Here is a 26,189-nt window from a genome sequence, read left to right as displayed (position 1 = left end):
GTGGTGGGGGACGGCACGGGTCAGTCCACCAGGGTGCGGCCGGTGAGGATGAGGAACACGTCCTCGAGGCTCGCGCGGCGGGTCAGCGTGGTGACGGGGGCGGGCAGGGCGCCCTCGTCGACGAGGCGCTGCACGACGTCGTGCAGGTCGTCCGCGCGTCGGGCGTAGACGAGGACGCGGTCCGGGAGGACCTCGACGCGGTGCACGACGCCGTCACCTGCGTGGGCCTGGACGGTGCGGGCCGCGGCCTCGTTGCGGTCCGCGCCGAAGCGCGCCTCGAGGACCTCGCGGGAGGCGTGCTCGCGGATGAGCTCGGCGGGGGTGCCGGCGGCCATGATCTCGCCGCCGTCGACCACGACGAGCCGATCGCACAGCTGCTCCGCCTCGTCCATGTGGTGCGTGGTCAGCAGCAGCGTGGTGCCGCGTTCCTTGAGCCGGTAGAGGCGGTCCCACAGGATGTGGCGGGCCTGCGGGTCCAGGCCCGTGGTGGGCTCGTCGAGGAGGAAGAGGGCCGGCTCGTTGACCAGGGCGCGGGCGATCACGAGCCGCCGCTTCATGCCGCCGGAGAGGTCGGTGACCTTGGCGTCCGCCTTCTCGGTGAGCTGGGCGAAGGCCAGCAGCTCCTCGGCCTTGGGCCGCAGGTACGAGTAGGGCAGACCGAAGTAGCGGCCGTAGATCAGGATGTTCTCCCGGGCGGTGAGCTCCTCGTCCAGGTTGTCCTGCTGGGGCACCACGCCCAGGCGCGCACGGACGGCCGGCCCGTCCTCCTCCGGGTCGATGCCCAGGATGGTCAGCTCGCCCGCGGTGCGCTGCGAGGTGCCCGCGAGCATGCGCATGGTGGTGGACTTGCCCGCGCCGTTGGGACCGAGCAGGCCGAAGCACTCACCGGGGCGCACGTCCAGGTCGATGCCCCTCACGGCGTGGAACTCGCCGTACTGCTTGCGCAGCCCACGGGCACGGATGACGGAGGCGTCGCCGGGGGACGCGTGCAGAGTGGTGTGACTCACAAGGCGACAGCATAGGCGCACCACCCGCCCGGACGCGTGCCGCCCCCTCGGCGACGAACCCTGCGATATGGCCCCCATCCGGGGTGGATGGGGGCCATATCGCAGGGTTGGTCGCGGGAGTGGGAGAGGTCAGGCTCCGGCCCGCTCCCCGGCCCAGTCCTCGCCGTCGGCGGCACGCTCGGCGGCCTCGACGACGTTCGCCAGCAGCATGACGCGGGTCATCGGCCCGACGCCGCCCGGGTTCGGCGCCATCCAGGCCGCCTTCTCCTTCACGGCCGGGTCCACGTCGCCCAGGACGCGCGACGTCCCGTCCTCCCCGGTCACGCGGGAGACGCCCACGTCCAGGACGATCACGCCCTCCTTGACCTGCTCCGGCTTCACCATGTGGGCGGAGCCGGCGGCGGCGATCACGACGTCGGCGCTCGCCAGCAGCTCGTCGAGGTTCGTGGTGCCGGTGTGGGCCAGGGTCACGGTGGCGTTGACCTCGCGGCGGGTGAACACGAGGCCGGCGGGCCGGCCGATGGTCACGCCGCGGCCGATCACGAGCACGTGCTTGCCGGCCAGCCCCACACCGTGGTGGCGCAGCAGCTCGACGCAGCCGGCCGGGGTGCACGGCAGCGGCGAGTCCAGCTCGCCGCCGACCGAGGCCACGAGCCGCCCCAGGTTCATGGGGTGCAGGCCGTCCGCGTCCTTGTCCGGGTCGATGGCCTCGAGCACCTTCTGGGTGTCCACGTGCTTCGGCAGCGGCAGCTGGACGATGTAGCCCGTGCAGGCCGGGTCCTCGTTCAGCTCGCGCACGACGTCGAGGATCTGCTCCTCCGTCGCGTCCGCGGGCAGCTCACGCTGGATGGACTCGATGCCCACCTCGGCGCAGTCGCGGTGCTTGCCCGCCACGTACTTCTGCGAGCCGGCGTCCTCACCGACGAGCAGGGTGCCGAGGCCGGGGGTGTGCCCGCGCTCGGCGAGGGCGGCCACGCGGCCGCGCAGCTCCTCCTTGATCGCGGCGGCGGTGGCCTTGCCGTCCAGGACCTTCGCGGTCATCGGCGGCTCACCAGCCCTCGAGGCCGTCGTACAGCGGGAAGTCCTCGGTGAGCTTCACGACGCGGGCGCGCAGCGCCTCCACGTCCGGGCTCGGCTTCAGCGCCTCGGCGATGACGTCGGACACCTCGCGGAACTCGGCCTCGCCGAAGCCGCGGGAGGCCAGCGCGGGGGTGCCGATGCGCAGGCCGGAGGTGGTCATCGGCGGACGCGGGTCCCACGGCACCGAGTTGCGGTTCACCGTGATGCCGACCTCGTGCAGGATGTCCTCGCCCTGCCTGCCGTCCAGCTGGGACTCGCGCAGGTCCACCAGGACCAGGTGCACGTCCGTGCCGCCGGTGAGCACCGAGATGCCGTGCTCGGCCATGTCCGGGGCGGTCAGGCGCTCGGCCAGGATCTGCGCGCCGGCCAGGGTGCGCTCCTGCTTCTCCTTGAAGTCCGCGGAGCCGGCGATCTTGAAGGCCACGGCCTTGCCCGCGATCGCGTGCATCAGCGGGCCGCCCTGCTGGCCCGGGAACACGGCGGAGTCGATCTTCTTCTTCAGCTCCTCGGTGGAGAGGATGAAGCCCGAACGGGGGCCGGCGAGGGTCTTGTGCACGGTGGAGGAGACGACGTCGGCGTGCGGCACCGGGTTCGGGTGCAGGCCGGCGGCCACGAGGCCGGCGAAGTGGGCCATGTCCACCCAGAGCCGGGCGCCGACCTCGTCCGCGATCGAGCGGAAGGCGGCGAAGTCGAGCTGACGGGGGTAGGCGGACCAGCCGGCCACGATCACCTTCGGCCGGGCCTCGAGGGCCTTCTCGCGCACCTTGTCCATGTCGATGCGGTGGGTGTCCGGCTCCACCTCGTACGCGGCGATGCTGTAGTTCTTGCCGGAGAAGTTCAGCTTCATGCCGTGCGTCAGGTGGCCGCCGTGCGCCAGGGACAGGCCCATCATCGTGTCCCCGTGGTCCAGCAGCGAGGTCATCACGGCCACGTTGGCCTGGGCGCCGGCGTGCGGCTGGACGTTGGCGTGCTCGGCGCCGAACAGGTCCTTGGCGCGCTGGATGGCCAGGTTCTCGGCCACGTCCACGAACTCGCAGCCGCCGTAGTAGCGGCGGCCCGGGTAGCCCTCCGCGTACTTGTTGGTCAGCACCGAGCCCTGCGTCTCGAGGATGGCGCGCGGCACGAAGTTCTCCGAGGCGATCATCTCGAGCGTGCCCCGCTGGCGGCCGAGCTCGTCCGCGAGCGCCGCGGCGATCTCCGGGTCCACCTCGGCGAGGGGCTGGGTGTTGATGTCGGGCGTCTGCGTCACGGGGGTTCCCTTCGAACGGGGGTCTGTGCGGCCGGAAGGCTCCGGTGCCCTCCATCCTAGTGACCAGGCGCCGTCGTCGGGCCTGCGCGACGGCGGCCCGCGGCCCCGGCGACCGACCCCGGCACCCGGTTCTTTTGACTGATTCAGAAATATGCCAAGATCGGGGGTGACGCCGCCCACCGCGCCGATCGGTGCGCGGCCGACGTCGATCGACGAAGGAGAGTTCCATGACGGAGTACCAGAAGAAGACCCCGCACGCGACCGGTTCCACCCGCCAGAACGGCGCCCCGGCCGTCAGCGACCGCCAGTCCCTGACCGTGGGCAGCGAGGGGCCCATCGTCCTGCACGACACCCACCTGCTGGAGACCCACCAGCACTTCAACCGCATGAACATCCCGGAGCGCCGCCCGCACGCCAAGGGCTCCGGCGCCTTCGGCGAGTTCGAGGTGACCGAGGACGTGTCGAAGTACACCAAGGCCCTCGTGTTCCAGCCGGGCACGAAGACCGAGACCCTCCTGCGCTTCTCCACCGTGGCCGGCGAGCTCGGCTCCCCGGACACCTGGCGCGACGTGCGCGGCTTCGCGCTGCGCTTCTACAGCGAGGAGGGCAACTACGACATCGTCGGCAACAACACCCCGATCTTCTTCCTGCGCGACCCGATGAAGTTCACCCACTTCATCCGCTCGCAGAAGCGTCTGCCGGACTCCGGCCTGCGCGATGCCACCATGCAGTGGGACTTCTGGACCAACAACCCCGAGTCGGCGCACCAGGTGACCTACCTGATGGGCCCGCGCGGCCTGCCCCGCACCTGGCGTGAGATGAACGGCTACGGCTCCCACACCTACCTGTGGGTCAACGCCCAGGGCGAGAAGCACTGGGTGAAGTACCACTTCATCTCCCAGCAGGGCGTGCACAGCCTCTCGAACGACGAGGCCACCAAGATCGCCGGCGAGAACGCCGACTTCCACCGCCAGGACCTGTTCGAGTCCATCGCCAAGGGCGACCACCCCAAGTGGGACCTCTACATCCAGGCGATCCCCTACGAGGAGGGCAAGACCTACCGGTTCAACCCCTTCGACCTGACGAAGACGATCTCCAAGAAGGACTACCCGCGCATCAAGGTCGGCACGCTGACCCTGAACCGCAACCCGGAGAACCACTTCGCGCAGATCGAGTCCGCCGCGTTCAGCCCGAGCAACACCGTGCCGGGCATCGGCCTCTCCCCGGACCGCATGCTCCTGGGCCGCGCCTTCGCGTACCACGACGCCCAGCTGTACCGCGTGGGCGCCCACGTGAACCAGCTGCCGGTGAACCGTCCCAAGAACGCGGTGCACAACTACGCCTTCGACGGCCAGATGTGGTACGACCACACCGGCGACCGCTCCACCTACGCGCCGAACTCCAACGGCGACTCCTGGTCGGACGAGACCGGCCCGGTGGACGACGGCTGGGAGGCCGACGGCACCCTGACCCGCGAGGCCCAGGCCCTGCGCGCGGACGACGACGACTTCGGCCAGGCCGGCACCCTCGTCCGCGAGGTCTTCTCGGCCCAGGAGCGCGAGGACTTCGTGGAGACCGTGGCCGGCGCGCTGAAGGGCGTCCGCCAGGACGTCCAGGCCCGCGCCTTCGAGTACTGGAAGAACGTGGACGCCACGATCGGCCAGCGCATCGAGGACGAGGTCAAGCGCCACGAGGGCGACGGCATCCCGGGCGTCGAGGCCGGCGGCGAGGCCCGCATCTGACGGCTCCTTCCCCCGGCGGGCGCCCGCGCGGGCTCCGCTGAACGCGCGGCGGCCGCTCCCTCACACGAGGGGGCGGCCGCCGTCGTCGTGGGGCGGTTGTTCCGGTCAGCGCTTGCCCCAGCGGCGCTCCTGCGCCTGGGACAGCTTGTCCTTGACCACCTTCACGACCGTGTCCTTGGCGGGCACGGCCACGTTGTCCCGCAGCGGGACGGCGACCTTGTCACGCACGGTCTCGAACGCGGAGGCCGCCACGGCGCCGACCTGGGCCAGCTTCGACTCACCCTCGGCGTCCGAGACTCGGGTCTCGTCGCGGTCCGCCCGCAGGTCCGGGAGGGCGGCGCCCTCGGTGTCGTCCTCGGCGGGCTCCTCATCCGTGGGGGCGGAGGAGGTGGAGGTGTCTGGGGCCACGGTCGTGGGCGTCGACGACGTCGGCGCGGCGGTCCCGGCAGTCCCGGCGGCTGCCGCCGACTGGGCGGCGCGGGCCTCGCGGCGGGTCGCCGGAGTGGCGTCCTCCGCACGGCCGGACGAGGCCGCGGTCGGATCCAGCTCCGGGGCGCCGCCCAGGGGCGTGGCCGGCGTGGTGCCGGCGTGGGTCTCCGGGGCCTCGGCCCGGCGGGTGGCCGGGGCGGCCTCGAGGGAAGGGCGCTCGGCTGCGGGCTCGACCGCCGCCGGCTGCGCGGCGTCCACGCGATGGTCCTCGGTACGCGCCGGCTCGCGGTCCGCCTCGGCCACGCGCCCGGGCACCCCGGGCGTGCCGTCGATGCGCAGGGCCCCGGCGGCCGAGCGATCCGCCCCGGCGGCGCCGGCCTGCTGGGCCTGGTCCAACTCGGCGGCCACGACGGTGACCGAGCCGTGCGCGGTGGTGGCGACCGTGTGCGTCTCGAGGTGCTCGCCCTGCGGGACGGGGATCGCGTCCGTGGCGAACTCCTTGGTGGGGGTGTGCTCGGTGGCGACCTCGGCGGCGGGGACGGTCCCGTGCACGTGCTCGGGAGCCGGGGTGAGGTGGCTCCTGTGCTGCGGAGCCTCGGCGGCCGGTGCCGCCGGGGCGGGGGTCTCGGTCACCGGGGACGGGGAGGCCGGGGTCGCCGGGACGTCCGCCGCGGGCGTCTGCTCGTCCAGGGTGACGCCGGAGCCGCCGGCCACACCGGCCGCGCCCAGGCCCACGGTGTCCGCCTCGCGCGCCGTGCTCGGCGCCGCCGGAGCGGGGCGCAGAGTGCCCCGGGTGGCCGGAGCCGCGGCGTCGCGGCGGTGGATCTGAGCGGCGGCGTCGGCGCTCGGGGCGTCGTGCTGGTCCACGGTCACCCCGGCACCGCCGGCCACGCCGGCGACGGACTCGTCGGTCTCGCGGTCCGCCGCGGCGGTGTCGGACGCAGCCGGACCCCCGGCGGGCTTCACCGCGGCCGCGGGGCGAGCGTCCTTCTCGGCCGCCACCTCGTCCAGGCGGGAGAGGCGGGTCGGGGCCGCGGGGGCGGCCGCGGCGGCGGCCGCCTGCTCACCCGCGGTGTCCGCGCTGACGCCCCGGCGCTCGAGCCGGGTCTCGGCCGCCTCGGCCTCGGCCTCACGACGACGGCGGGAGGCGATCACCGAGAGGATGATCAGGATCAGCAGCACGACGATGATCGCCGCGATGATCCAGTAGAGGGTGGACTGTGGCATGGGGGTGCTCCTCGGTCGTCTGGGGCGACCGGCCGGGCCGGGCGCCGCGTCGTGCTTCCCGCGCCGCCGCGCGGCGGGGAACCTGGTCTTGAGGATGACACGGGGCCCGGCCCCCCGACCAGGGATCAGCCCCGTCATCCCGCGGTTCCGCGCGGCCGGCACCGCCTACCATCGACGCCATGGACACGGCAGCCCTCTCCCCCAGCCCCTCCCCCGCCTCCGGCGCGGAGCACGCCCGCGTGCTCACGCTGGCCTGCACGAACCGCAAGGGCATCGTGCACGCCGTGACGGGCGCCCTGCTGGGCGTGGAGGCGGACATCACCGAGTCGCAGCAGTACGACTCCCCGGACACCGGCGACTTCTTCATGCGCGTGGAGTTCGTGACCCCGGCCACGCGGGAGGACATCGAGCAGGCGCTCGCGCCGGTGCGCGAGGAGTTCGGCATGCGCATGGGCCTGTGGGACGCGGCGCAGCGCATGCGCACCCTCGTGATGTGCTCCAAGGACGGGCACACCCTCAACGACCTGCTCTTCCAGCAGCGCGCCGGCACCCTGCCCATCGAGATCCCCGTGGTGGTCTCGAACCACCTGGACCTGCAGCCGCTCGCCTCCTTCTACGGCGTGCCCTTCATCCACGTGCCCGTCTCGAAGGACCCCTCGAGCCGGGACTCCAAGGAGGCCGCGGAGGACCGGCTGCGCGATCTGATCGCCCAGTTCGACATCGAGCTGGTGGTCCTGGCCCGCTACATGCAGATCCTCTCGGACGAGCTGTGCCGGGACCTGGCCGGGATGGCCATCAACATCCACCACTCGTTCCTGCCCTCCTTCAAGGGCGCCCGCCCCTACCACCAGGCGCACGAACGCGGCGTGAAGCTCATCGGCGCCACCGCCCACTACGTGACCGCCGACCTGGACGAGGGCCCGATCATCGCGCAGTCCGTGCAGCCGGTGACCCACGCCCAGACCGCCGCCGACTTCGTGGCCCGCGGCCGCGACGTCGAGGGCTCCACGCTCGCGCAGGCCGTGCGCTGGCACGCCCAGCACCGCGTCCTCGCGGACGGCCGGCGGACCGTCGTCTTCAGCTGAGCCCGGGACGACGGCGCCACGCGGCGCCGTCGTCCTGCCCGCCTAGGCTGGTGGCATGGCCCACATCATCACCGTCGCGGGTGCCACCCCGCGCATCCACGAGTCCGTCTTCCTCGCCCCGACCGCCGCGATCACCGGCGACGTCGAGATGGCCGAGCGCTCCTCGGCCTTCTACGGCGTCTCCGCCCGCGGTGACTCCGCCCCCATCCGCGTCGGGGCGGGCACCAACCTGCAGGACAACGTGGTGCTGCACGCGGACGAGGGCTTCCCGTGCACCCTGGGCGCCGGTGTCTCCGTGGGCCACTCCGCCGTGGTGCACGGGGCCACCGTGGAGGACGACTGCCTGATCGGCATGTCCGCCACGGTGATGAACGGCGCGGTCATCGGCGCCGGTTCGCTCGTGGCCGCCGGCGCCCTGGTGCTCGAGGGGACGCAGGTCCCGGCCGGCTCGCTCGTGGCGGGCGTCCCCGCGAAGGTCCGCCGCCCCCTCACGGACGAGGAGCGGGAGGGCCTCAAGAAGAACGCGGCCACCTACCTGCGGCTGTCCGCCGCGCACCGGGACGCCGTCGCCGGCTGAACCAGGCCCGGAGGATGTGGGACGGTGGGCACCATGCCCACCACTTCCACTCTCCCCCGCACCCGACCCGACGACGTCCCCGAGCGCCTGCTCATCCTCCCCGCGGCGCAGGACGTCGCCGACACCCCCTACGCCCACGCCCGGCGGCTGGCCGAGCAGGCCGTGGCCGACGTCGGCGGCACCGCCGTGGCCGAGGGCGACACCTCCGCCACGGCCCTGCTGATGGTCCGCCCGATCCCGGTCGATGCGCTCGCCGCGGCCCTGGCCGCCCACCCCCACGTGAGCTGGGTGCAGCTCCCGTTCGCCGGGATCGAGCCGTTCGTCCCCCTCGTGCGCAGCCGCCCGGACATCGTGTGGACGTCCGCCAAGGGCACGTACGCGCCGCCGGTGGCCGAACACGCGCTGCTGCTCACCCTGGCCCTGCTGCGGGACCTGCCCGCGCGCGTCCGCGCCACCACATGGGGCCCCTCCTCCGGTCGCACCCTGAACGGCCTGACCGCCGTGGTCGTGGGCGGCGGCGGGATCGCACAGGAGTACATCCGCCTGCTCAAGACCTGGGACGTGCACGTCACCGCGGTCCGCCGACGCGCGGGCGACGTGCCCGGCGCGGACCGCACCGTCACGACCGACCGCCTCGACGAGGTCCTGCCCGGCGCGCAGGTCGTGATGATCGCCGCGGCGGCCACCGAGGAGACCCGCGGCATGTTCGACGCCGACCGCCTCGCCCTCCTGGACGAGGACGCCGTGCTCGTGAACGTCGCCCGCGGGGCGCTGGTGGACACGGACGCCGTCGTCCAGACCCTCGCGGCGGGCCGGCTGCACGGCTACGGCACGGACGTCACCGACCCCGAGCCCCTCCCGGACGGCCACCCGCTCTGGACCGAGGAGCGCGCCCTCATCACGCCGCACACGGCGGACACCCCGGAGATGTGCGTCCCGCTGCTCCACGCGCGGGTCGAGCGGAACCTGCGGGCCCGCGCGGCCGGGACGGAGCTGGAGGGCCTGGTGGACGCCGAGGGCGGATACTGACCCGCCCCCGGCGTCCCGCGGCGCCGGCTCAGCGGCGCGGCGCGTCCGCCTCGTGCTCGGCGGCGTCACGCTCGGCCGCCATCTCGATCTGGCGGCGGCGCTCCTCGCCGGCCCGGCGGGTCAGCTCGGCGCCGACCTCCGGGTCGCGGGTGAGGTTCTCACCGGTCGTCGGGTCGAACAGGTGCACCCGCGTGGTGTCCACCCACAGGCGGGTCGGCGTGCCCGGCCGGGCGCGGGACTCGCCGGAGAGGGTGGCCACGACGACGGGGCGCAGCTCATCCGCATCCAGGTCCTTGGCCAGCGCGGAGAGCATCTCGGCCACGGCCGGGTCCGGCTCGAACTCGATGTAGCCGTACTGCTCGTGGCCCAGCCACTCCAGGTGCGTGAGCGTCGCGTCGAAGGTGGAGCCCCGGTCGCGGCGGCTGTCCTCCACCAGCTCGGCGTCCTCGAAGAACTCCGGCCGCAGGCCGAGGAACACGATGTCCCGCCCCTCGGCGGCGCGGGCCTTCTCGGGCGGCACCGGGATGTCACCGATCGGCGAGGACAGCACGTGGCCGCCCTCCTTCTGCTTCAGCGAGGCGGGCAGGAAGTTCATCGACGGCGAGCCGATGAAGCCGGCCACGAACAGGTTGAGCGGCTGCTCGTAGAGCTCGCGCGGGCTGGCCACCTGCTGCAGCTCGCCCTTCTTGAGCACGGCCACCCGGTCGCCCAGGGTCATGGCCTCGGTCTGGTCGTGCGTCACGTAGACGGAGGTCGTGGCCAGGCGGCGCTGCAGCTGCGAGATCTCCGCGCGCATCTGCCCGCGCAGCTTGGCGTCCAGGTTGGACAGCGGCTCGTCGAAGAGGAACGCGTCCGCCTCGCGCACGATCGCCCGGCCCATGGCCACACGCTGACGCTGGCCGCCGGAGAGGTTGCCGGGCTTGCGCCCGAGGTGGTCCTCGAGCTCGAGCACGCGGGCGGCGTCGCGCACCTTGCGGTCGATCTCCTCCTCGGAGGGCTTGTTGTCCTTGATCAGCCGCAGCGGGAAGGCGATGTTCTCGTACACCGTCAGGTGCGGGTACAGCGCGTAGTTCTGGAACACCATCGCGAGGTTGCGGTCCTTGGGGGCCGCCTCGTTCACGCGGCGGCCGTCGATCAGCATCTCGCCGTCGGTGATGTCCTCGAGGCCCACGATCATGCGCAGCAGCGTGGACTTGCCGGAGCCGGAGGGGCCCACGAGGATGACGAACTCGCCGTCCTCGATCTCCAGGTTCACGTCCTTGATGGCGTGGAAGCCGTCGTCGTAGGTCTTGTCGATGTGGTTCAGGGTGATGGAGGCCATCGGGGGGTCCTTTCAGGAGGTCTCGTGTGCGGGCCTCAGCCCTTCACCGCGCCGTTGGTCAGGCCGGCCACGATCTGACGCTGGAACGCCAGCACCAGGATCACGATCGGGATGGTCACGATGATCGCGGCCGCCGAGATGGCCCCGGTCGGCGACTCGAACTGCGAGGCGCCGGTGAAGAAGGCCAGGGCGGCGGGCACGGTGCGCGCGGTCTCGGTGGAGGTCAGGGAGATGCCGAACACGAAGTCGTTCCAGGCGATGAAGAAGGCGATGATCGCCGTCGTGAAGACGCCGGGGGCGGCCAGCGGGACGATCACCTTGCGGAACGCCTCGAGCGGGGTGGCGCCGTCCACCTGCGCGGCCTGGTCGAGCTCCCACGGGATCTGGCGGAAGAACGCGGCCAGGGTCCAGATGGAGATCGGCAGGGTCAGGGACAGGTAGGGGATGATCAGGCCGACCCACGTGTCGTACAGCCCGAGGGTGCGCCACATGTTGAACAGCGGCGTCACCAGGGAGATGACGGGGAACATCGAGACCATCAGGGACACCGTGAGCACGATCCGCTTGCCCGGGAAGTCCAGGCGGGCGATCGCGTAGGCGCACAGCGTGGCCAGGATGACGGCGATGATCGTGGCGATCACGGTGATGCCGATCGAGTTGCGCAGCGCCGTGAGGAACAGCTCGCGCGAGCCGCCCACGAAGATCTCCTCGTAGTTCACCGTGGACCACTGGGTGGGCAGCAGCTTGCCGTTGGCGAGGTCGGCGGGCGTCTTGAAGCTGGTCGCGAAGATCGAGAACAGCGGGAAGAGGCACCACACGCCGATCACGACGGTGAGGATCCACCACAGTGCGGTGGCCTTCCCGGTGCCGCGACGGTGGGGCGCGCGGCCCTCGGGGGCGGGAGCGGATGCGGCGGTGCTCACTTGGAACCTCCTCGGTCGGCCAGGTCCACCTTGAAGCCCTTGACGGCGATGACCGCCATGAGGGCCACGCACAGGAACAGGATCACGGAGACCGCCGAACCCATGCCGATCTCGAGCCGGCCGATGGACGTGCGGTAGGCCAGCAGCGAGAGGACCTCGGTGCCGTAGGCGCCGTTGGTCATGATGTAGATGGAGTCGAAGATGCGGAACGCGTCCATCGCGCGGAACAGGACGGCCACCATGATCGAGGCCTTCATGTTCGGCAGGATGACCAGCTTCATCCGCTGCCACCACGAGGCGCCGTCGACGGAGGCGGCCTCGGTGAGGTCGCCCGGCACCTGGGCCAGGCCGGCCAGCAGGAGCAGGGAGATGAACGGGGTGGTCTTCCAGATCTCGGAGAGCATGATCACGAACAGCGCGGTGCTGCCCTGCGCGAACCAGTTCAGGTCCGCGTCGACGCCCGGCAGCCACTCGAACCAGGCGTTGATGTAGCCCGAGTCGATCGAGAACATGTAGAACCACGCGAACGCGGAGACCACGGTGATGATGCCGTACGGCACCAGGATGATCGTGCGGATCAGGCCGCGGGTCTGCTTGATGGCGTGGTGCATGGCCAGGGCCAGCAGGAAGCCGAGGATGAGCTCGACCACCACGGTCACCACGGTGATCAGCAGGGTCACCCCGAGGCCCTTCCAGAACACGGGGTCCGTGAGGATCACGCCGTAGTTGCCCAGGCCCACGAACTCGCGGTCGCCCGGCGCGGTGAGCCGGTACTTGAACAGCGAGTCGTAGAGGGCCTGCAGGATCGGGTACAGGACCACGAACAGCATCACGAAGAACGCGGGGCCGGCCAGGAGCCAGCCGAGACGCGCCTCGGACTTCGCGCGCTGGGACTTCACCCGGCGGGGGCGACGACCCTCGGCGGCGCGCGGGGTGGATGCGGCGGGTGCGGTGTCGACGTGGCTCACAGCAGACGCTCCCCTCTCAGGACTTCCTGGATGAAGTCGTCGGTCTCGGCCGGGGTGGACTCGGAGACGCCCGACGGCGGCGCGTAGCGCTGCTGGATCGCGGTGGAGACCTCGTTGTAGTACGGGGTCTGCGGCCGCGGGGCGCCGAGTTCGAGGGACTCCCGGATGGTGTCCGCCATGGGGTACTTCTCGGCGACCTCGGGGGCGTCGTAGGCCGCCGGGTCGGCGGGCGGGTTGCCGTTCTCGACGAAGTACTGGCTCTGGTGCTCGGTGGTGGTGATGCAGGAGATCGCGTCCCAGGCGAGGTCCTGGTGCTCGGACTTCGCGCCCACCCCCAGGTTGATGCCGCCCACGGGCGGCGCGGCGTCCTTGCCCTCGACGGTGCGGGGGTAGACGGCCCAGCCGATGTCCTCGGGCAGGTCCTCCGGCAGCGAGCCCTCCTCCACGGAACCGAGGGTGGCCGGCCAGACGAACGGCCAGTTGACCATGAACGAGCCGTTCTTGCCCTGGAAGAGCAGCATGGAGGCGTTCTCGTCCTGGGTCGGCAGGCCGGCGCTGCCGAGGCCCTCCTTGCCGATCGTGGAGATGATCCGGGCGGCGGTGCGGCCGGCCTCGGAGTCGAGGTTCGTGGTGACCTCGTCCGTGGGCGCCTCGGCGTTGGGGACGATCTGCTCCCCGCCGCCCTCGATGAGCGCGTTGAGCCACACGGTCATGGACTCGGCACGGGCGCCCTGGACGGCCAGGTCCTTGTCCTGGCTGCGGGCGGCCTCGATCAGCTGGTCCCACGTGACGGGCTGGGACATGTCCAGCCCCGCTGCCTCGGCGACCGACTTGCGGTACCAGAGCAGCTGCGTGTTGGCCCAGAACGGGACCGTGACGAGCTCGTCCTTCCAGCTGGCGGCCGCGAGCGCGCCCTCCAGGGCGTTGTCCTTCGCGTACGCCTGCATCTCCTCCGGCACGGGGGCCAGGAAGCCGGGCTCGGCGAGCTCGGGGACGAACGGCGGGTCGAGGGACATGATGTCCATCGACGTGTCGCCCGCGGCGAGGCGGCGGGTCAGCTGCTCGCGCTGGGAGGCGGCGTCCGTCGGAAGCATGGACGTCTCGACTCTGTACCGGCCGTTCGCGGCGTCGGTGCACTGGGCGGCGATCTTCGCCTGCCCGCCGTCGTCGGGGTTGGTGTACCAGGTCAGGGTGGGCGTCTGCTCGGCCGGAGCACACCCGGCCAGGATCAGCGCGCCCGCGGCGACGGCGCCGGCCAGCGTGGCCCGGCGCCGTTGACGTGCCCGCGTGTCGTGTCTCACAAGTGGAACCTCAATCGATGCGAGTCGGATGTGACGGCCATCATCACGCATCACAGCGATTCCTGCACGTTTCGCGGACCCCTTTCTCAGCGGGCGCGGCGGTTCGTCCGGGCGGTCGGCTCCGCGGCGGCGGGATCCTCGGGCCACGGGTGCTTGGGGTAGCGCCCCCGGTTCTCAGCGCGGACCTGCGCGTAGGGGCCGGCCCAGAAGGAGGGCAGGTCGGCGGTCACGGCGAGCGGGCGACCTGCCGGGGAGAGCAGGTGCAGGACCACCGGCTCACGACCGTCCGCGACAGCGGGGGTGACACGCGCCCCGAAGAACTCCTGCAGCTTGGCGGCGACCACGGGCGGGGTGTCCTCGTGGACGGCCGGATAGTCCACGACGACGGCGCGCCCGCTCGGCACGGGCAGGCGCTCGGGGGCGAGCTCGTCCAGCCGGCCCGCCTCCGGCCAGGGCAGGGCGCCGCGCAGCAGCGCCTCGGCGTCCAGGCGTGCGAGGGACCGCCCCGCGGCCAGGTCGGCCGCAAGCCCGTCGACCAGCGCGTCCAGGCCGGGCAGCGCCGCGTCCGAGAGGTCCGGCCACGGGGCGCCGAGGACGCGGTGGAGCAGGTGCACCCGGCGGCGCAGGCGTTCGGTCCGACCGCTCGGGTCGAACCGGGCGAGGCCGTCGGCGGCGAGTGCGGCGCGCACGGCCTGCGCGGCGGCGTCGGGGGCGACGGGGGCCGGCGTCTCCGCCAGCACGAGCGCGCCCAGCCGGTCCACGCGGCGGCCGGTGAGCCGGTCCCCGCGCCAGTCGGCGGTGTCCTCGGTGCGCCGCAGGCCCGCGCCGGCGAGCTCGGCGAGCGTCCGGTCGATCGGCGCGGTCGCGCGGATCGCGGCACCCGTGCCGGCCGCGTCCCCGGCCACACGGGCGACCTCGGCCACGGCCAGCCACTCCTGCCCCGCCAGGCCGCCGCCGGCGGCGTCGCGGGGCAGGGCCGCGCGGGTGCCGGAGGCGAGCAGGTACGCGCCCGCCTCCCCCGCGCGTCGGGCGATCCACGCGGGGAAGGCCAGGGCGGACACGAGGCCGGCGGGGTGCCGGCGCGCGGCCGCCGTCGCCTCGGGCCCGGGCTCTCCCGGCGCTCTCGTCTCCAGGGAGTGGTGCGCGTGCCGACGGGCGAGTCGTTCCAGTCGGTCCGCCTCCCGACGCCAGCGCCCGGCCTCCGGGTGCCGGCCGTCCCGCACGGCCGCGACCAGCGCCTCGAGGTCGGCCCCGGGGGCGCGCAGGTCCAGGGCGAGGGCCGCCGTCGCCTCGGCCGCGGGGCGGGGCCCCGTCCACAGTGCCGCGCGCAGGAGGGCGTGGCCGAGCGGCGGGTCCAGGGGCAGCTCGGCCAGGACGGCGCCGTGCGGGGTGATGCGCCCGTCCGCGTCCACCGCGTCGAGGGAGGCGAGCGTGCGCTCGGCGGCGGCCATCGCGTCGGCCGGCGGATCCTCGGGCAGGGTCAGCCCGCGGCCGCCCGGGGCGCCCCACGCCGTGAACGCCAGGGCCACCGGCGCGAGGTCGACGACGGCGAGGGCCGGCGTCGGGGCTGCGGGCGCGGTGCCCAGGGCTGCAGCGGTGTGGCAGCGGACCACGGTGCCGGGGCCGAGGCGGGCGGCGCGGCCCGCGCGCTGGCCGGCGGCCGCGCGCGAGGCCTGGACGGTGACGAGCCCGGCCATGCCCCGCCCCCGGTCCCGGCGCGGCTCGCGGGCCAGGCCCGAGTCGACGACGAGGCGCACCCCCGGCACGGTCAGCGAGGACTCGGCGACCGCCGTCGCGACGACGACGCGCGGCACGGCGGGGTCGGCGCGGCCCGCGAGCGCGGCGTCCTGGTCGGCGGGTTCCTGGCGGCCGTGCAGGACGCGGACCTCGGTGTCCGGGGCGAGCGCGGCGACGCGCCCCGCGACGGCCTCGACCTCGGCCACGCCGGGCAGGAAGACGAGGGCGTCCACGGTCGGGTCGGCGTCGAGCGCCTCGGCGTGGGCGCGCGCGGCCGTGGCCGCGACGTGGTCGAGGAAGGCCCGGTCCACGCGGCCCTCGGCGGTGAGGCGGTGGCCGCGGAACGGGGCGTGCTCCTCGCGCAGCGGGTGCAGCACGGCCGGGGTGGAGACCACGGGCAGGGGCGCCTCCTCCCCCATGCCGCGGGCCCAGCGGGCGGCCAGGGCCGCCGCGTCCACGGTCGCGGACATGGCCACGAGCACGAGTTCGGGGCGCAGCTGCCGCAGGTCGGCGAGGAGGGCGAAGAGCACGTCCGTGTCCAGATCCCGCTCGTGGACCTCGTCCAGGACCACCGCGTCCACGCCATCGAGCCCGGGGTCGGCGAGGAGGCGGCGCAGCAGCAGGCCCGGGGTCACGAACTCGACGGCCGAGGCCCCGCCGCCCACCGCGTCGCCGCGCACGGCGTACCCGACGGCGGCGTCCGCGAGCCGAGCCTGCGCGTCGGGGTCGGCGCCGGGCAGCACGTCGGCCGCGGCGGCCAGCACCGCCGTGCGCAGCCGCCGCCAGGCCGCGCGCACCGCGACCCGCCGCGGCTGCGTGACCAGGACGCGCCCACCGCCGTGGTCCGCGAACCGGACCGCGAGCGCGGGCGGGACCACGGTGGTCTTGCCCGTGCCCGGGGGCGCCTCGACGACGGCCGCCCCGCGCGCGTCCAGCGCCGCTTCGAGGTCGGGCAGGGCGGCGGCGAACGTCAGGCCGGCGCTGAGGCGGCCGAGGGCGGCGGAGAGGGCGGAGGGGACGGCGACGGGGGTGGGCATCGGGACCCATTGTCACTAAGAACGCCCGGCTGTGTCTCCGCCGCGTGACTGGGGTCGCGGGCGCTTGTGCTTGACTGTCGACGTGATACAGAGCGCGAACGAGCCGCAGGCCATGGATTACTTCGACAGGATGCAGAATCGCCTGGACGGACGGGAAGTCGGCGTCCCGGGATGGCTGGGCGCGAAGACCGCGACCCGGCAGTTCGCTGCGCAGATCGGGATCAGGACTCCCGAACAGCTCTTCAAGGGGCCGCTGTCCGATCTCGAGCGGTTCGATTTCCCCGAGCGGTGCATCGTCAAGCCTGGCTTCGCCTCCACGTCCATCGGCGTGCATCTGCTCGAACGCCGCGGGGCCGACCTGTGGGACCTCGTGAAGGACGAGCCTGTGACAGTTCCGGGGCTCATCGAGACGCTGCGCGAGATCGAGGGCAGGTACGATCTGAGCCCCGATGCCGGCGAGTTCCTCGTCGAGGAGCTGCTGAGTGACCGTCGCGGAGTGACTCCGCCGGCCGATGTCCGGTGCTACATGTTCCAAGGCGAGTGCGGTTTCGTGCTGGTGGAAGACCACATCGCCGGCCCCGCTGCAGCATCGTACTTCAACGGTGACTTCTCACCGATGACGGACGTCCATGACCGATTCGGTGTGCATCCGGGCGTGACCCACTTGGAGGCCATCGTCGACGAGGCGGAACCCCCGGAGGGGGCCGAGGCGCTCCTGGCCGTGGCTCGCCGTGTGAGCACCGCCGTGCCCTCGGCATTCTGCCGCGTGGATCTCTACGACACCCCCGCCGGGCCGGTGCTCGGTGAGATCACGTTCTACCCGGGCACCTTCTTCTACAAGAACAGGAAACTCATGGCTCCCGAAGAAGCTGTTCGGCTGGGAGCAATGTGGGGCGTGGCGGAGAAGCGACTCGCTGGCTCGCTTCTCGCCCCCGCACCTAAGCCCAATTGATCGGCCGGGGGCGAGCCAAGACGGCCATGCCCCCGACTGTCTGTCCGCACGCGGAGAGCAGACCGGCTATAGGTTCGGATTCGGACTCGGGGCAATTCGTACCGTGGCCAGGAGTCGCGATTTCCGGGGCGGAAAGGCGATCAGCTGGCGCCGTGACGGCGGGCAGGACCACGGCTGGGCACATGGTCGAACCGAGATGCGGTATCTGCCGCCCACGCATTCCGCATGCTCGAGCCACCTTCGGACACGGAACGCGAACCACGCCTGCGTCGACACCGGGCGGGGTGGGGTTCTTCTCCGGGCAACGCATGGCCCTGCTCCATTCCAAGGCCCGGGGGGTAGAATTCCCTTTCAAAGAGAACGCGACATGTTGCGCTGCCTGCAGTCAATGCGAATTCTCTCATCGCCGCGGTCGATGTGCATGTCAGACTCACGCACGTCGCGAAAGTCTGCCTGCCGCCCCGAGTGCGGCGCTCGATGCACTCACCCGGCCGTTGTGGCGCCCACGGAGACCGGCGCTCCCTCCCGGATGACTCGCACCAGGTCCGCGATAGACCCGCTGGGGACACGGTGCACCAGACCGGTGCCAGCGAAGAGGTCCCAGACCGGAAGGTCTGAGGCAGCCACCCGCAGCCCGGTGTTCGTCGCCTCTGCCACGGCGTACCCGAAGGACTCCTTGAGCGACGTGGACACCAGCCAGCCGTCCGCGTCCCTGACCGAGCGGTAGAACTCCCCGAGCGCCTGCGGGGTGAGGTTCAGGTAGAGACGCACACGCTCCAGGACGCCCAGGCCCGCCGCCTCCGCGAAGAATCGCTCCGCGCGATGTGGGTCGTCTTCCAGACTCACCACGACATGCCCCACGTACTCCTGAGGAAGCGCCGCCACGACCCTCAAAAAGTGCGCGTACGCCTTCCCTTGGTCGAACCGCCCGATCCACAGCAGCGGAATGGTGGCCGGCCCATCGGCGAATCCGGAGTCGGCGAGGAACCGCGCCGCCCCCTGCGCCGCGAAGGTCTCGACATCCACGAGGTTGGGCTCCACCGCCAGGCGGAACCGGAGACGACGCGGAAGCAGCGGCTGGATCTCACGAGCCATGATCTGGGAGGGCACGACGACGGCGGCCAGCCTGTCCAGTTCCAACGCTCCGAGCTCCTTCTCGATGACGGGGATGCTGGACGAATGGAACTCATACGTCACGGCGAGGTGATCCAGAGCTGACAGCACGTTGGCCGAGGCCGGGTGACTGAGGACAGACACGGACTCATAGTCGAACTGGTGGGCCAAGTACGTCAGATAAGGCGCGGACCTGCTCTCTTGGACCAGACGCACCTGGACGTTGGCCAGGTCGGAGAACGCGTCCGAACCCCCGCGGTCGTGGAGGAACACGGTGTCGAACTGGACGTCAGGCTCAGCCTGAGCCCGACCCCGGATCACGGCGGAGACGCCGCCCTTGGACAGGTTGGGGTAGAAGATGAGCTTGCGCATCAGTCGCGTCCCTTCGTCGTGATCCCGTAGTAGGACAACAGGCGTGCGGCCCGGTCGTCCCAGTCGCTCGTCTGGACGAACGAGACCATGGCCTCCCTTTCGCCGGGCGCCCATGGTGTGCTCAAGGCGTCGTCGAGCTTCTCAACGAACTCGTCCACTCCCCGATGGACCCAGGTCGACGGGTACGTCTCCACACTCCCCATGGGCGCGGTGACACAGCGCAGACCCCAAGCGAAGTACTCGTAGATCTTGTTCGGATCAACTGATCGAGTGAGCGGGATGTCGAGGAAGGGGATGAGCCCGACCTTCCAGCCGGTGACGATGTCTGCCAGCTGCTCATGGGAACGGGGGCCCAGAAGATGGACATTGGAGGGCAGCGACATGCCCTGGGGCGCACCGTGCCCGATGATCTCGAAGACGGTCTCCGGCATGCGGCGGGCTGCCTCAGCGATCAGGGGCCAGTCGAACCACGAGGGCGTCAGGTGCCCGACGTACCCGGCCACCCGCAGATGTTCACGGCGTTCGAAGCTGTCTTCTGTCCGCAGGCTCTCCGTCTGGTCGATGACGTGCCGGTTGACCGCATTCGGGATGACCGTGTGGTCGCGGAGGGCCGGCCACATCGACACGAGCTTGGCGTCGAGGGCTGTGCTGACGCTGACCACCTTGTCGGCCACGATCAGCATCTGACGCTCCAGGGCCGGCGAATACCACTTGGAGTAGCCCACGCGATTGAACTCCTCCATGTCGTCACGGCACTCGTAGACGACCTGCCACCCGAGGGTCTTGAGCTGGGTACCGAGGGCGACGGCCGCGATCGAGGGGAAGGAGCTGCAGATGTAGGTGTCGCCCATGGATCGCCGTCGGGTGGTCAGGCCGCGTACCAACCTGCCGAAGTCCTTGCGGGCGACCTGGAGGACTCGTTCTGACACTCGCGCCGGGAATTGCTGGAGTGACGAGAAGGGCAGGAACACGACCCACATCCCGGCCCGTTCGAAGGCCCGGGCCAAGTTGTTGGGCCGCAGCGACAGCGTCTCGTGCCCCAGCGGAGGCGCCGTGGTGTCTATCACGAGCAGGGTGTCATCCTCCGGGATCTCCGCCAGGAAAGCGTCGATCTCAGCCGTGGAGGAGCGCACCTCCGCCAGGTCGATCTGCGCATGCATCATGACGTCGGCATTCCCCCAGTCGCGGCGGCCCTGGAGGCGGATCCAGCGCGCGTGCGGCGGGACCGTGATGTGGAACGGCGTCTCGAGTGTCCCCGCCGCGTCCCCCCGCAGCTGGACGAAGGGCCCGAACGTCGGGTTCTGCGACAGGGCGGAGGGCCCGGGGAGCAGATGGCCGGCCTCGTCCAGGAAGCCGACGGTGAGGAGAGCCGTGCTCGCCTCGGTGGGCAGATCCGAGCGGATGACCCCCTCGACGGAGGCCGCGTCAGGGCTGAGAGGAAAGTGCTGGACGAAGTCCCATACGCGCACTCGCGTATCCGGGCTGAACGGGGTGGAAGGCGTCTCGAGCGGGTGGACGTGGTGAAGAACCGTCGCGTCTCTGTCCACTCGTACGGGGAATTCGGGCTTCCAGGCGTGCCCCTGCAGCACAAGATGGGCCGCGCCGTAGTAGTGCCCCATAGAGTGGTGTAGCGCACGGTGACTGGGCACGTCGTTCCGGATGTGGACGCGGCCACCGTGTGATCCTTCGAGTCAACCTTCCACAGAATCCTCGAACGGAGTCATCACGATGACCGCTCCTCATATTGTCGACCCTGCCGGCCTGCTCGGCGAAGCCCTGTCCGAAGCACCCCCGGATTTGATGCGTTCGTTGCTGCAGACCGTGATCAACTCCCTGCTCTCCGCTGACGCCGACGCGGTGGTCGGCGCCGAATGGGGTAAACCCACCCCGGGCCGAGCTACCCAGCGCAACGGGTACCGGCACCGGGACCTGGACACCCGGGTCGGGACCCTGGACGTGGCGATCCCCAAACTCAGGTCGGGCACGTACTTCCCGGAGTGGCTGCTCGAGCGCCGCAAAAGGGCCGAATCCGCGCTGATCACGGTGGTCGCCGACTGCTACCTGGCCGGGGTCTCGACCCGGCGGATGGACAAACTGGTCAAGACCCTCGGGATCAACGCGCTGTCGAAGTCCCAGGTCTCGCGGATGGCCACCGAGCTGGACGAGCAGGTCGAGTCCTTCCGTCATCGCCCGCTCGGGGAGGCTGGGCCGTTCACGTTCGTGGCCGCCGACGCGCTGAGCATGAAGGTCCGCGAGGGCGGCCGGGTGGTCAACGCCGTGGTGCTGCTGGCCACCGGGGTCAATGGTGACGGCCACCGCGAGGTCCTCGGCCTGCGGGTGGCCACCTCGGAGACGGGGTCGGCGTGGAACGAGTTCTTCGCCGACCTGGTGACCCGGGGCCTGACCGGAGTCCGCCTGGTCACTTCCGACGCCCACACCGGGCTCAAGGACGCCATCGCCGCGAACCTGCCCGGAGCGACCTGGCAGCGGTGCCGGACCCACTACGCGGCGAACCTGATGGGCATCACCCCCAAGTCCATGTGGCCGGCCGTGAAGGCCATGCTGCACTCGGTGTATGACCAGCCCGACGCCGCCAGCGTGGACGCCCAGTTCGACCGGCTGCTGGACTACGTCAGCGAAAAGCTGCCCGCGGTGGCCGAACACCTCGATGGTGCCCGGGCGGACATCCTGGCGTTCACCACGTTCCCCAAGGACGTGTGGACCCAGATCTGGTCGAACAACCCGGCCGAACGGCTCAACCGCGAGATCCGGCGTCGCACCGACGCCGTGGGCATCTTCCCGAACCGGGCAGCGATCGTGCGCCTGGTCGGGGCGGTGCTGGCTGAGCAGACCGATGAGTGGGCCGAGGGCCGCCGCTACCTCGGCCTCGAGGTGTTGGCCCGCTGCCGCCTCACCACCGTGGACGACACCGGGAACGAGGTGAACGCCGAACCGGAAACCACCCTCGAACTCAGCGCCTAGCAGCACCAATGGAGGATCAGAGCGTTACACCACTACTCGGGACTTGACCCGCGCCGTCCGGCACCGTGACGTCGAAGGCGGTGACACGCCGGCCCTCACCGGCGGAGAGGTACCGGTACTCCCCCAGGCTCGGCGAGACGTGGGTCCACCCCGCGATCTCCACCCGATCTCCAGCTGCGTCCTCAAACCGCAGCTGCACCAGCGCCGCCGCTCGCGCGTCCGCGTCGTTGACGTGGCCGATCGCCACACTGAGGAGCTCGCCCGGAACGACCGAAGTCCGGTAGGTGAGGTCGGAGACATCGGTCAAGGAAACCCCCGGCCCTCCGGCATCAACTGGAAGAATCATCGACCCTGCTTTCCATCGGTTTTCTGTCGAGCGGACGGTGCCGCCCGCGGGCGGCATGACTCAACTTACGTGACGGCCGACTAATCATGTACCGGCGCGACAGATGGGCTTTCGTCACCGCCTCCGCCACGCTGTCCCGGGACTGTCCCACTGACTAGGCTGTGACCCATGACCACACCCGTCCAGGAGCACCTCGATCGCCTCACGTCGGCCCACGCGGGTGAGGGGGAGGTCCCGGACGGGCTGGGCGTCGCGATGCTCATGGTGGACGGACACCGTTACGTCTCCGGATCCATGACGCCCGTGCCGCTCGCCACGCTCGCCTCTCCCCTGTTCCACGCGCAGGCCCTCGAGGACCTCGGCGCGGTGCGGGTGGGCGAGCGCGTGGGAGCCGCCCCCGTGCGCGACCTGGACCACCGGGTCGAGGTGGACGCCGCCACGGGCCTGCCGCACAACCCGCTGCAGAACGCGGGCGCGGTGGCCACGGCCTCCCTGGTGAAGGGCCGCGGTGGCCGCGACCGGACCGCACGCATGATGCAGCTGCTCTTCGCACTGTTCGACCGCGAGGTCACCGTCACGGAGTCGGCCGCACGGGCGGAGAACCGCGCCCAGCACCACACCCGGTCCGCTGCCTGGCTGATGAAGTCCCTCGACACGCTGGACGCCGACCCCGAGACGCTGCTCGAGGACATCGCCACGGTGCGTGCCGCCGCCGTGACCGTGGAGGACCTCGCCCTGCTCGCCGGCACCCTCGCGCACGGTGGCGTCCACCCCGTCACCGGGGACCGTGTGCTGAGCGAGGAGACGGTCCGCGGTGTGCTCTCCGTGATGGACTCCTGCGGCATGGACACCCGGGACTCCCGGTGGGCGTACGACGTCGGCCAGCCCGGCTGGGCGTCCACGCGCGGCGGCACGGTGCTCGTGGTGGTGCCGGGCCACCTCGGTCTGGCGCTGCAGTCGGACACGACGGACGAGAACGGGCTCGGCGCCGCGGCGATGGCCGCCCTGCGGACCCTCGTCGAGGACTTCGAGCTGCACCCGTCGGTGGTCACCGGTTCCCCGCGCGCGGCTCTGCGCACCCACTACCGGATCGACCAGGCCCCCTCGGGCACGGTGCGCAGCGCCGTCGTCCTCGAGGCGCTCGGGCGGTTCGCGGACACCGTGCACGTCATGGAGCTGGGCGGTCACCTCGGCTTCAGCCAGGTGGACGCGATCGCCCGCGTCAGCCGCGGTCTGCCGGAGGCCCTCGAGACGCTCGTGGTGGACATGCGCTCGGTCAGCTCCATCTCCCGTCCGGCCCGGCTGCTGGTGGCCCAGTGGTTCGCCCGCGCGCTGGGCAACGGGCTCGACGTCGTCGTCGTGGACCGGGACGCCGCGGAGATGAAGGAGCTGATGGCGGCCGTCGAGGAGTCCGTGGAGGTGGACCTGCCCGAGCCGCTGCAGGATGAGGCCGAGGGGGTGGACCCCGCTGCCGAGGGCGCGCAGTTCGTGTTCTTCGACTCCCGCTCGCGGGCCGCCCAGTGGGCCGAGCAGCGGCTGCTCTCCCGGCACGCCCCCCACCTGCTGCCGCGGGACGCCCAGGAGGCGGCCGTGGCACCCCTGCTGCAGCACCTCTCCGCGGACGACGCGCGTCTGCTCGAGTCCATGATGGACGAGCGGGTCTACTCGGACGGCCAGATCATCCGCCGCGCCGGCCAGCCGTTCGGCGGCATCTACGTGATCGTCTCCGGCACCGTGGAGCTCTCGGGCCAGGGCACGGGCAGCCGCCGCGTGCGCCGCACCCTGCTCACCCCGGGGATGACGTTCGGCGAGATGGCCCTTGGCCAGCCCGGCCGCCAGCCCTCCACCGTCCGCGCGCGCGGGCCGGTCACGGCGCGAGTCCTCACCGCCCAGGTGATGGTCGCGCTCCAGGAGGGCTTCCCCCAGCTGGCCCTGGCCCTGTGGGAGGCGCTGGCCCGCGACGCGTTCACCGCGCTGGGCCAGCTCATCCGGGAGACCGGCGCGCTGCAGGACTGACGACCCGCGGGGGCAGCGTCCCCGTGGGACGCTGCCCCCACCCCCGTCACCGCCCGAGGACGTGGCGCAACGCGCCCTCCAGTTCGGGGTCGCGCATCTCGTAGCCGGAGGAGACCAGCCGGTCCGCCACGACCTTCTGGTCCGCCGCGACGGTCTCCACCCGGCCCTCCTCGCCCAGCAGCAGGCGCGGCCCGGCCTCGGGCACCGGGATGAGAGCGGGCCGGCGCAGCACCCGCCCGAGCACGGTGGCGAACTCCTTCGCCGTGACCGGCTCGGGCGCCACCGCGTTGACCGGGCCGGTGACGCCGTCGTCGAGCACCGCGTGGGCGAAGGCCCCCGCGATGTCATCCGCGCCGATCCAGCTCAGCCACGGGCTGCCGTCGTGGCTCTCCCCGCCCGAGGTCGCGACCGGGCCGCCGAGCCCCGCGAGGAACAGCGGCAGCACCTGCTGCAGCATGCCCCCGGCCGGGCTCAGGACCACGCCGGTCCGCAGCATCGCCACCCGGATGCCGGACGTCTCGGCGCGTCGGGCCTCGGCCTCCCAGTCCGCGACGACCTCGGCGAGGAAGTCGTCCCCGGGCTCCAGATCCTCGACGAGGCCGCTGCCGAACGGGCCCGTGCCCGCGTCCGCCCCGTAGTACCCGATCGCCGAGCCGTTCACGAGTGCCCGCACCCGCGCGTCGTCCCCCTCCCGTGCGGCAATCCGGGCGAGCGCGTCCACGAGGGTGCGCGTGCCGCGCACGCGCGAGTCGTGCACGGCCTCCTTGTGCGCGTCCGAGAACCGGCCGGCGATGGGCTCGCCCGCCAGGTTCACGACGACGTCGGCCTCGGCCAGGGCGTCCTCGTCCACGGTCTCCCGGCCGGGGTCCCACAGCGCCGCGTCCAGCGCGCCGGCCTTCTTCGGGCTCCGCACGAGCCGGATGACGCGGTGGCCGCCGGTGGTGAGCAGGGCACAGAGCTGCCGGCCGATCAGTCCGCCGGACCCCGTCACGGCGACCGTGCGAGCCGGCCCGCCGACGAGGGGGCCGGGATGGGCGGCGTGGAAGTCCAGGTCATCGGCCATCACGCGGGCCCGATAGGCGAACTGGCGGCCCAGCTCCGCCTCGAAGGCCTCGTGGGTGCGGCGCGAGGCCGCGCTGCCCAGAGCAGGCACGCGGGCCACCAGGGACTCCCCCGGCAGGGCGTACTCGATGTGGTCCGTCACGACCGTGCCGCGCCGGCCGTCCGCCGTGTCCGCCTCACCGGGCGCGGCGTCATCGAGCAGGTGGGTGTGCCGCCAGGAGGCGAGGGGACCGGAGACCATCTCGTCCCGGAACATGCGGCCCTCCTCGTAGGCCGTGTGGCGGGCCCGCCACGGCACCGCGGGCGCGGCCCCACCGGGCAGGCGGGAGGCGACGGCGTCCGGCAGCAGGCCGGTGAGCATCCCGTGGGCCGCGCCGGCGAACAGGCCGGCCGCCCCGGGGGCCTGGATGCGCAGCCGCGACTCGGAGCCCACGCGGAGGCCGTCCGTGGGTCCCTGGACCACCTCGCCCGCGAAGGGCGGGGTGAGCCGCTCCAGCGCGCCGGGGTTCTCCAGCCAGCGGAAGACCACCTCACGCGGGTGGCGCAGGAGGGTGCGATGCTCGAAGACGCGGATCTCGGTCATGGACGCCAGCCTGACACAGGGAGAGGACGCGCGAACACCTGTCCGGGCCGG

The 26,189-nt window shown here is 72.1% G+C and carries 20 protein-coding genes; 7 read left to right on the top strand and 13 right to left on the bottom strand.

The window, feature by feature from the left end; all coding sequences use genetic code 11:
* Nucleotides 1–20: 20 nt before the first annotated feature.
* The 3 genes from CITRIK5_RS00755 to glyA form a co-directional block, all read right to left on the bottom strand.
* Nucleotides 21–1,007, bottom strand: coding sequence for an ABC transporter ATP-binding protein (locus CITRIK5_RS00755; RefSeq protein ID WP_095353399.1), 987 nt, complete (start codon nucleotides 1,005–1,007; stop codon nucleotides 21–23).
* Nucleotides 1,008–1,136: 129 nt separating this feature from the next.
* The gene (locus CITRIK5_RS00750) at nucleotides 1,137–2,048 is read right to left on the bottom strand and encodes a bifunctional methylenetetrahydrofolate dehydrogenase/methenyltetrahydrofolate cyclohydrolase (protein WP_036338210.1); all 912 of its coding nucleotides are present in this window, start codon (nucleotides 2,046–2,048) and stop codon (nucleotides 1,137–1,139) included.
* Between the two features lie 7 nt (nucleotides 2,049–2,055).
* Entirely contained in the window at nucleotides 2,056–3,336 is a 1,281-nt protein-coding gene (glyA, locus tag CITRIK5_RS00745; RefSeq protein WP_010079361.1) for a serine hydroxymethyltransferase, read from the bottom strand.
* A 227-nt stretch (nucleotides 3,337–3,563) separates the two neighbouring features.
* Between glyA and CITRIK5_RS00740 the strand changes: the two genes are divergently transcribed.
* Complete coding sequence (locus CITRIK5_RS00740) at nucleotides 3,564–5,078, top strand: catalase (RefSeq protein ID WP_119217521.1); 1,515 nt, start codon at nucleotides 3,564–3,566, stop codon at nucleotides 5,076–5,078.
* Between the two features lie 105 nt (nucleotides 5,079–5,183).
* On the opposite strand, the gene CITRIK5_RS00735 is transcribed toward CITRIK5_RS00740, so the two are convergent.
* Nucleotides 5,184–6,734, bottom strand: coding sequence for a hypothetical protein (locus CITRIK5_RS00735; protein ID WP_119217522.1), 1,551 nt, complete (start codon nucleotides 6,732–6,734; stop codon nucleotides 5,184–5,186).
* A gap of 179 nt (nucleotides 6,735–6,913) precedes the next feature.
* On the opposite strand from CITRIK5_RS00735, the gene purU reads away from it, so the two are divergent.
* From purU to CITRIK5_RS00720, 3 genes are read left to right on the top strand one after another with little or no spacing between them, the layout of a single operon-like run.
* The gene (gene purU / locus CITRIK5_RS00730; RefSeq protein WP_036314586.1) at nucleotides 6,914–7,819 is read left to right on the top strand and encodes a formyltetrahydrofolate deformylase; all 906 of its coding nucleotides are present in this window, start codon (nucleotides 6,914–6,916) and stop codon (nucleotides 7,817–7,819) included.
* Nucleotides 7,820–7,874: 55 nt separating this feature from the next.
* Entirely contained in the window at nucleotides 7,875–8,396 is a 522-nt protein-coding gene (locus tag CITRIK5_RS00725; RefSeq protein ID WP_036314590.1) for a gamma carbonic anhydrase family protein, read from the top strand.
* A gap of 33 nt (nucleotides 8,397–8,429) precedes the next feature.
* Nucleotides 8,430–9,425: a D-isomer specific 2-hydroxyacid dehydrogenase family protein gene (locus CITRIK5_RS00720; protein WP_230956267.1), complete on the top strand. Its 996-nt coding sequence runs from the start codon at nucleotides 8,430–8,432 to the stop codon at nucleotides 9,423–9,425.
* Between the two features lie 28 nt (nucleotides 9,426–9,453).
* Here the strand turns inward: CITRIK5_RS00720 and CITRIK5_RS00715 are convergent, their stop codons facing one another.
* The 5 genes from CITRIK5_RS00715 to CITRIK5_RS00695 form a co-directional block, all read right to left on the bottom strand.
* On the bottom strand, nucleotides 9,454–10,746 hold the full coding sequence (locus CITRIK5_RS00715; protein ID WP_159832867.1) for an ABC transporter ATP-binding protein: 1,293 nt from the start codon (nucleotides 10,744–10,746) through the stop codon (nucleotides 9,454–9,456).
* A 35-nt stretch (nucleotides 10,747–10,781) separates the two neighbouring features.
* Nucleotides 10,782–11,669 carry a carbohydrate ABC transporter permease gene (locus CITRIK5_RS00710; RefSeq protein ID WP_041102960.1) on the bottom strand — a complete coding sequence of 296 codons (888 nt, stop codon included), beginning with the start codon at nucleotides 11,667–11,669 and terminating at the stop codon, nucleotides 10,782–10,784.
* Nucleotides 11,666–12,637: a carbohydrate ABC transporter permease gene (locus CITRIK5_RS00705; protein WP_041102962.1), complete on the bottom strand. Its 972-nt coding sequence runs from the start codon at nucleotides 12,635–12,637 to the stop codon at nucleotides 11,666–11,668. The genes CITRIK5_RS00710 and CITRIK5_RS00705 overlap by 4 nt, the downstream gene beginning before the upstream one ends.
* A complete protein-coding gene (locus CITRIK5_RS00700; protein WP_060974376.1) occupies nucleotides 12,634–13,938 on the bottom strand; it encodes an extracellular solute-binding protein in 1,305 nt (434 codons plus the stop codon). Before CITRIK5_RS00700 ends, CITRIK5_RS00705 begins: the two co-directional genes overlap by 4 nt.
* A gap of 86 nt (nucleotides 13,939–14,024) precedes the next feature.
* Nucleotides 14,025–16,712: an ATP-dependent helicase C-terminal domain-containing protein gene (locus CITRIK5_RS00695; RefSeq protein ID WP_159832865.1), complete on the bottom strand. Its 2,688-nt coding sequence runs from the start codon at nucleotides 16,710–16,712 to the stop codon at nucleotides 14,025–14,027.
* A gap of 112 nt (nucleotides 16,713–16,824) precedes the next feature.
* Here CITRIK5_RS00695 and CITRIK5_RS00690 point away from each other — a divergent pair, with 112 nt between their 5' ends.
* Nucleotides 16,825–17,664: an ATP-grasp fold amidoligase family protein gene (locus tag CITRIK5_RS00690; protein ID WP_095353464.1), complete on the top strand. Its 840-nt coding sequence runs from the start codon at nucleotides 16,825–16,827 to the stop codon at nucleotides 17,662–17,664.
* Nucleotides 17,665–18,147: 483 nt separating this feature from the next.
* On the opposite strand, the gene CITRIK5_RS00685 is transcribed toward CITRIK5_RS00690, so the two are convergent.
* Both CITRIK5_RS00685 and CITRIK5_RS00680 read right to left on the bottom strand, forming a co-directional pair.
* Nucleotides 18,148–19,149 (bottom strand): glycosyltransferase, encoded by a 1,002-nt coding sequence (locus CITRIK5_RS00685; RefSeq protein WP_159832863.1) that lies wholly within the window; start codon nucleotides 19,147–19,149, stop codon nucleotides 18,148–18,150.
* On the bottom strand, nucleotides 19,149–20,768 hold the full coding sequence (locus CITRIK5_RS00680; RefSeq protein WP_135019428.1) for a hypothetical protein: 1,620 nt from the start codon (nucleotides 20,766–20,768) through the stop codon (nucleotides 19,149–19,151). Before CITRIK5_RS00680 ends, CITRIK5_RS00685 begins: the two co-directional genes overlap by 1 nt.
* Before the next feature lie 109 nt (nucleotides 20,769–20,877).
* On the opposite strand from CITRIK5_RS00680, the gene CITRIK5_RS00675 reads away from it, so the two are divergent.
* The gene (locus CITRIK5_RS00675) at nucleotides 20,878–22,131 is read left to right on the top strand and encodes an IS256-like element ISMlu1 family transposase (protein ID WP_095353390.1); all 1,254 of its coding nucleotides are present in this window, start codon (nucleotides 20,878–20,880) and stop codon (nucleotides 22,129–22,131) included.
* A gap of 16 nt (nucleotides 22,132–22,147) precedes the next feature.
* Here CITRIK5_RS00675 and CITRIK5_RS00670 read toward each other — a convergent pair whose 3' ends face one another.
* Nucleotides 22,148–22,438: a hypothetical protein gene (locus tag CITRIK5_RS00670; RefSeq protein ID WP_135019429.1), complete on the bottom strand. Its 291-nt coding sequence runs from the start codon at nucleotides 22,436–22,438 to the stop codon at nucleotides 22,148–22,150.
* A 207-nt stretch (nucleotides 22,439–22,645) separates the two neighbouring features.
* Here CITRIK5_RS00670 and CITRIK5_RS00665 point away from each other — a divergent pair, with 207 nt between their 5' ends.
* Complete coding sequence (locus tag CITRIK5_RS00665) at nucleotides 22,646–24,493, top strand: glutaminase (protein WP_095353388.1); 1,848 nt, start codon at nucleotides 22,646–22,648, stop codon at nucleotides 24,491–24,493.
* Between the two features lie 46 nt (nucleotides 24,494–24,539).
* Here the strand turns inward: CITRIK5_RS00665 and CITRIK5_RS00660 are convergent, their stop codons facing one another.
* Nucleotides 24,540–26,138: a TIGR01777 family oxidoreductase gene (locus CITRIK5_RS00660; protein ID WP_095353387.1), complete on the bottom strand. Its 1,599-nt coding sequence runs from the start codon at nucleotides 26,136–26,138 to the stop codon at nucleotides 24,540–24,542.
* Nucleotides 26,139–26,189: the final 51 nt, after the last annotated feature.

This window comes from Micrococcus sp. 116, from assembly GCF_902506395.1.
GTDB classification, from domain to species: Bacteria; Actinomycetota; Actinomycetes; order Actinomycetales; family Micrococcaceae; genus Micrococcus; species Micrococcus luteus.
The sequence above is the reverse complement of the archived record's forward strand: the minus strand, read 5'-3'. Positions and strand labels throughout refer to the sequence as shown.

Coding starts and splice junctions, on each gene's coding strand:
- CITRIK5_RS00750 (WP_036338210.1), bottom strand. CDS start 2,048: ATGACCGCGAAGGTCCTGGACGGCAAGGCCACCGCCGCCGCGATCAAG.
- CITRIK5_RS00740 (WP_119217521.1), top strand. CDS start 3,564: ATGACGGAGTACCAGAAGAAGACCCCGCACGCGACCGGTTCCACCCGC.
- CITRIK5_RS00735 (WP_119217522.1), bottom strand. CDS start 6,734: ATGCCACAGTCCACCCTCTACTGGATCATCGCGGCGATCATCGTCGTG.
- purU (WP_036314586.1), top strand. CDS start 6,914: ATGGACACGGCAGCCCTCTCCCCCAGCCCCTCCCCCGCCTCCGGCGCG.
- CITRIK5_RS00725 (WP_036314590.1), top strand. CDS start 7,875: ATGGCCCACATCATCACCGTCGCGGGTGCCACCCCGCGCATCCACGAG.
- CITRIK5_RS00720 (WP_230956267.1), top strand. CDS start 8,430: ATGCCCACCACTTCCACTCTCCCCCGCACCCGACCCGACGACGTCCCC.
- CITRIK5_RS00715 (WP_159832867.1), bottom strand. CDS start 10,746: ATGGCCTCCATCACCCTGAACCACATCGACAAGACCTACGACGACGGC.
- CITRIK5_RS00695 (WP_159832865.1), bottom strand. CDS start 16,712: ATGCCCACCCCCGTCGCCGTCCCCTCCGCCCTCTCCGCCGCCCTCGGC.
- CITRIK5_RS00690 (WP_095353464.1), top strand. CDS start 16,825: ATGGATTACTTCGACAGGATGCAGAATCGCCTGGACGGACGGGAAGTC.
- CITRIK5_RS00685 (WP_159832863.1), bottom strand. CDS start 19,149: ATGCGCAAGCTCATCTTCTACCCCAACCTGTCCAAGGGCGGCGTCTCC.
- CITRIK5_RS00680 (WP_135019428.1), bottom strand. CDS start 20,768: ATGGGGCACTACTACGGCGCGGCCCATCTTGTGCTGCAGGGGCACGCC.
- CITRIK5_RS00675 (WP_095353390.1), top strand. CDS start 20,878: ATGACCGCTCCTCATATTGTCGACCCTGCCGGCCTGCTCGGCGAAGCC.
- CITRIK5_RS00665 (WP_095353388.1), top strand. CDS start 22,646: ATGACCACACCCGTCCAGGAGCACCTCGATCGCCTCACGTCGGCCCAC.
- CITRIK5_RS00660 (WP_095353387.1), bottom strand. CDS start 26,138: ATGACCGAGATCCGCGTCTTCGAGCATCGCACCCTCCTGCGCCACCCG.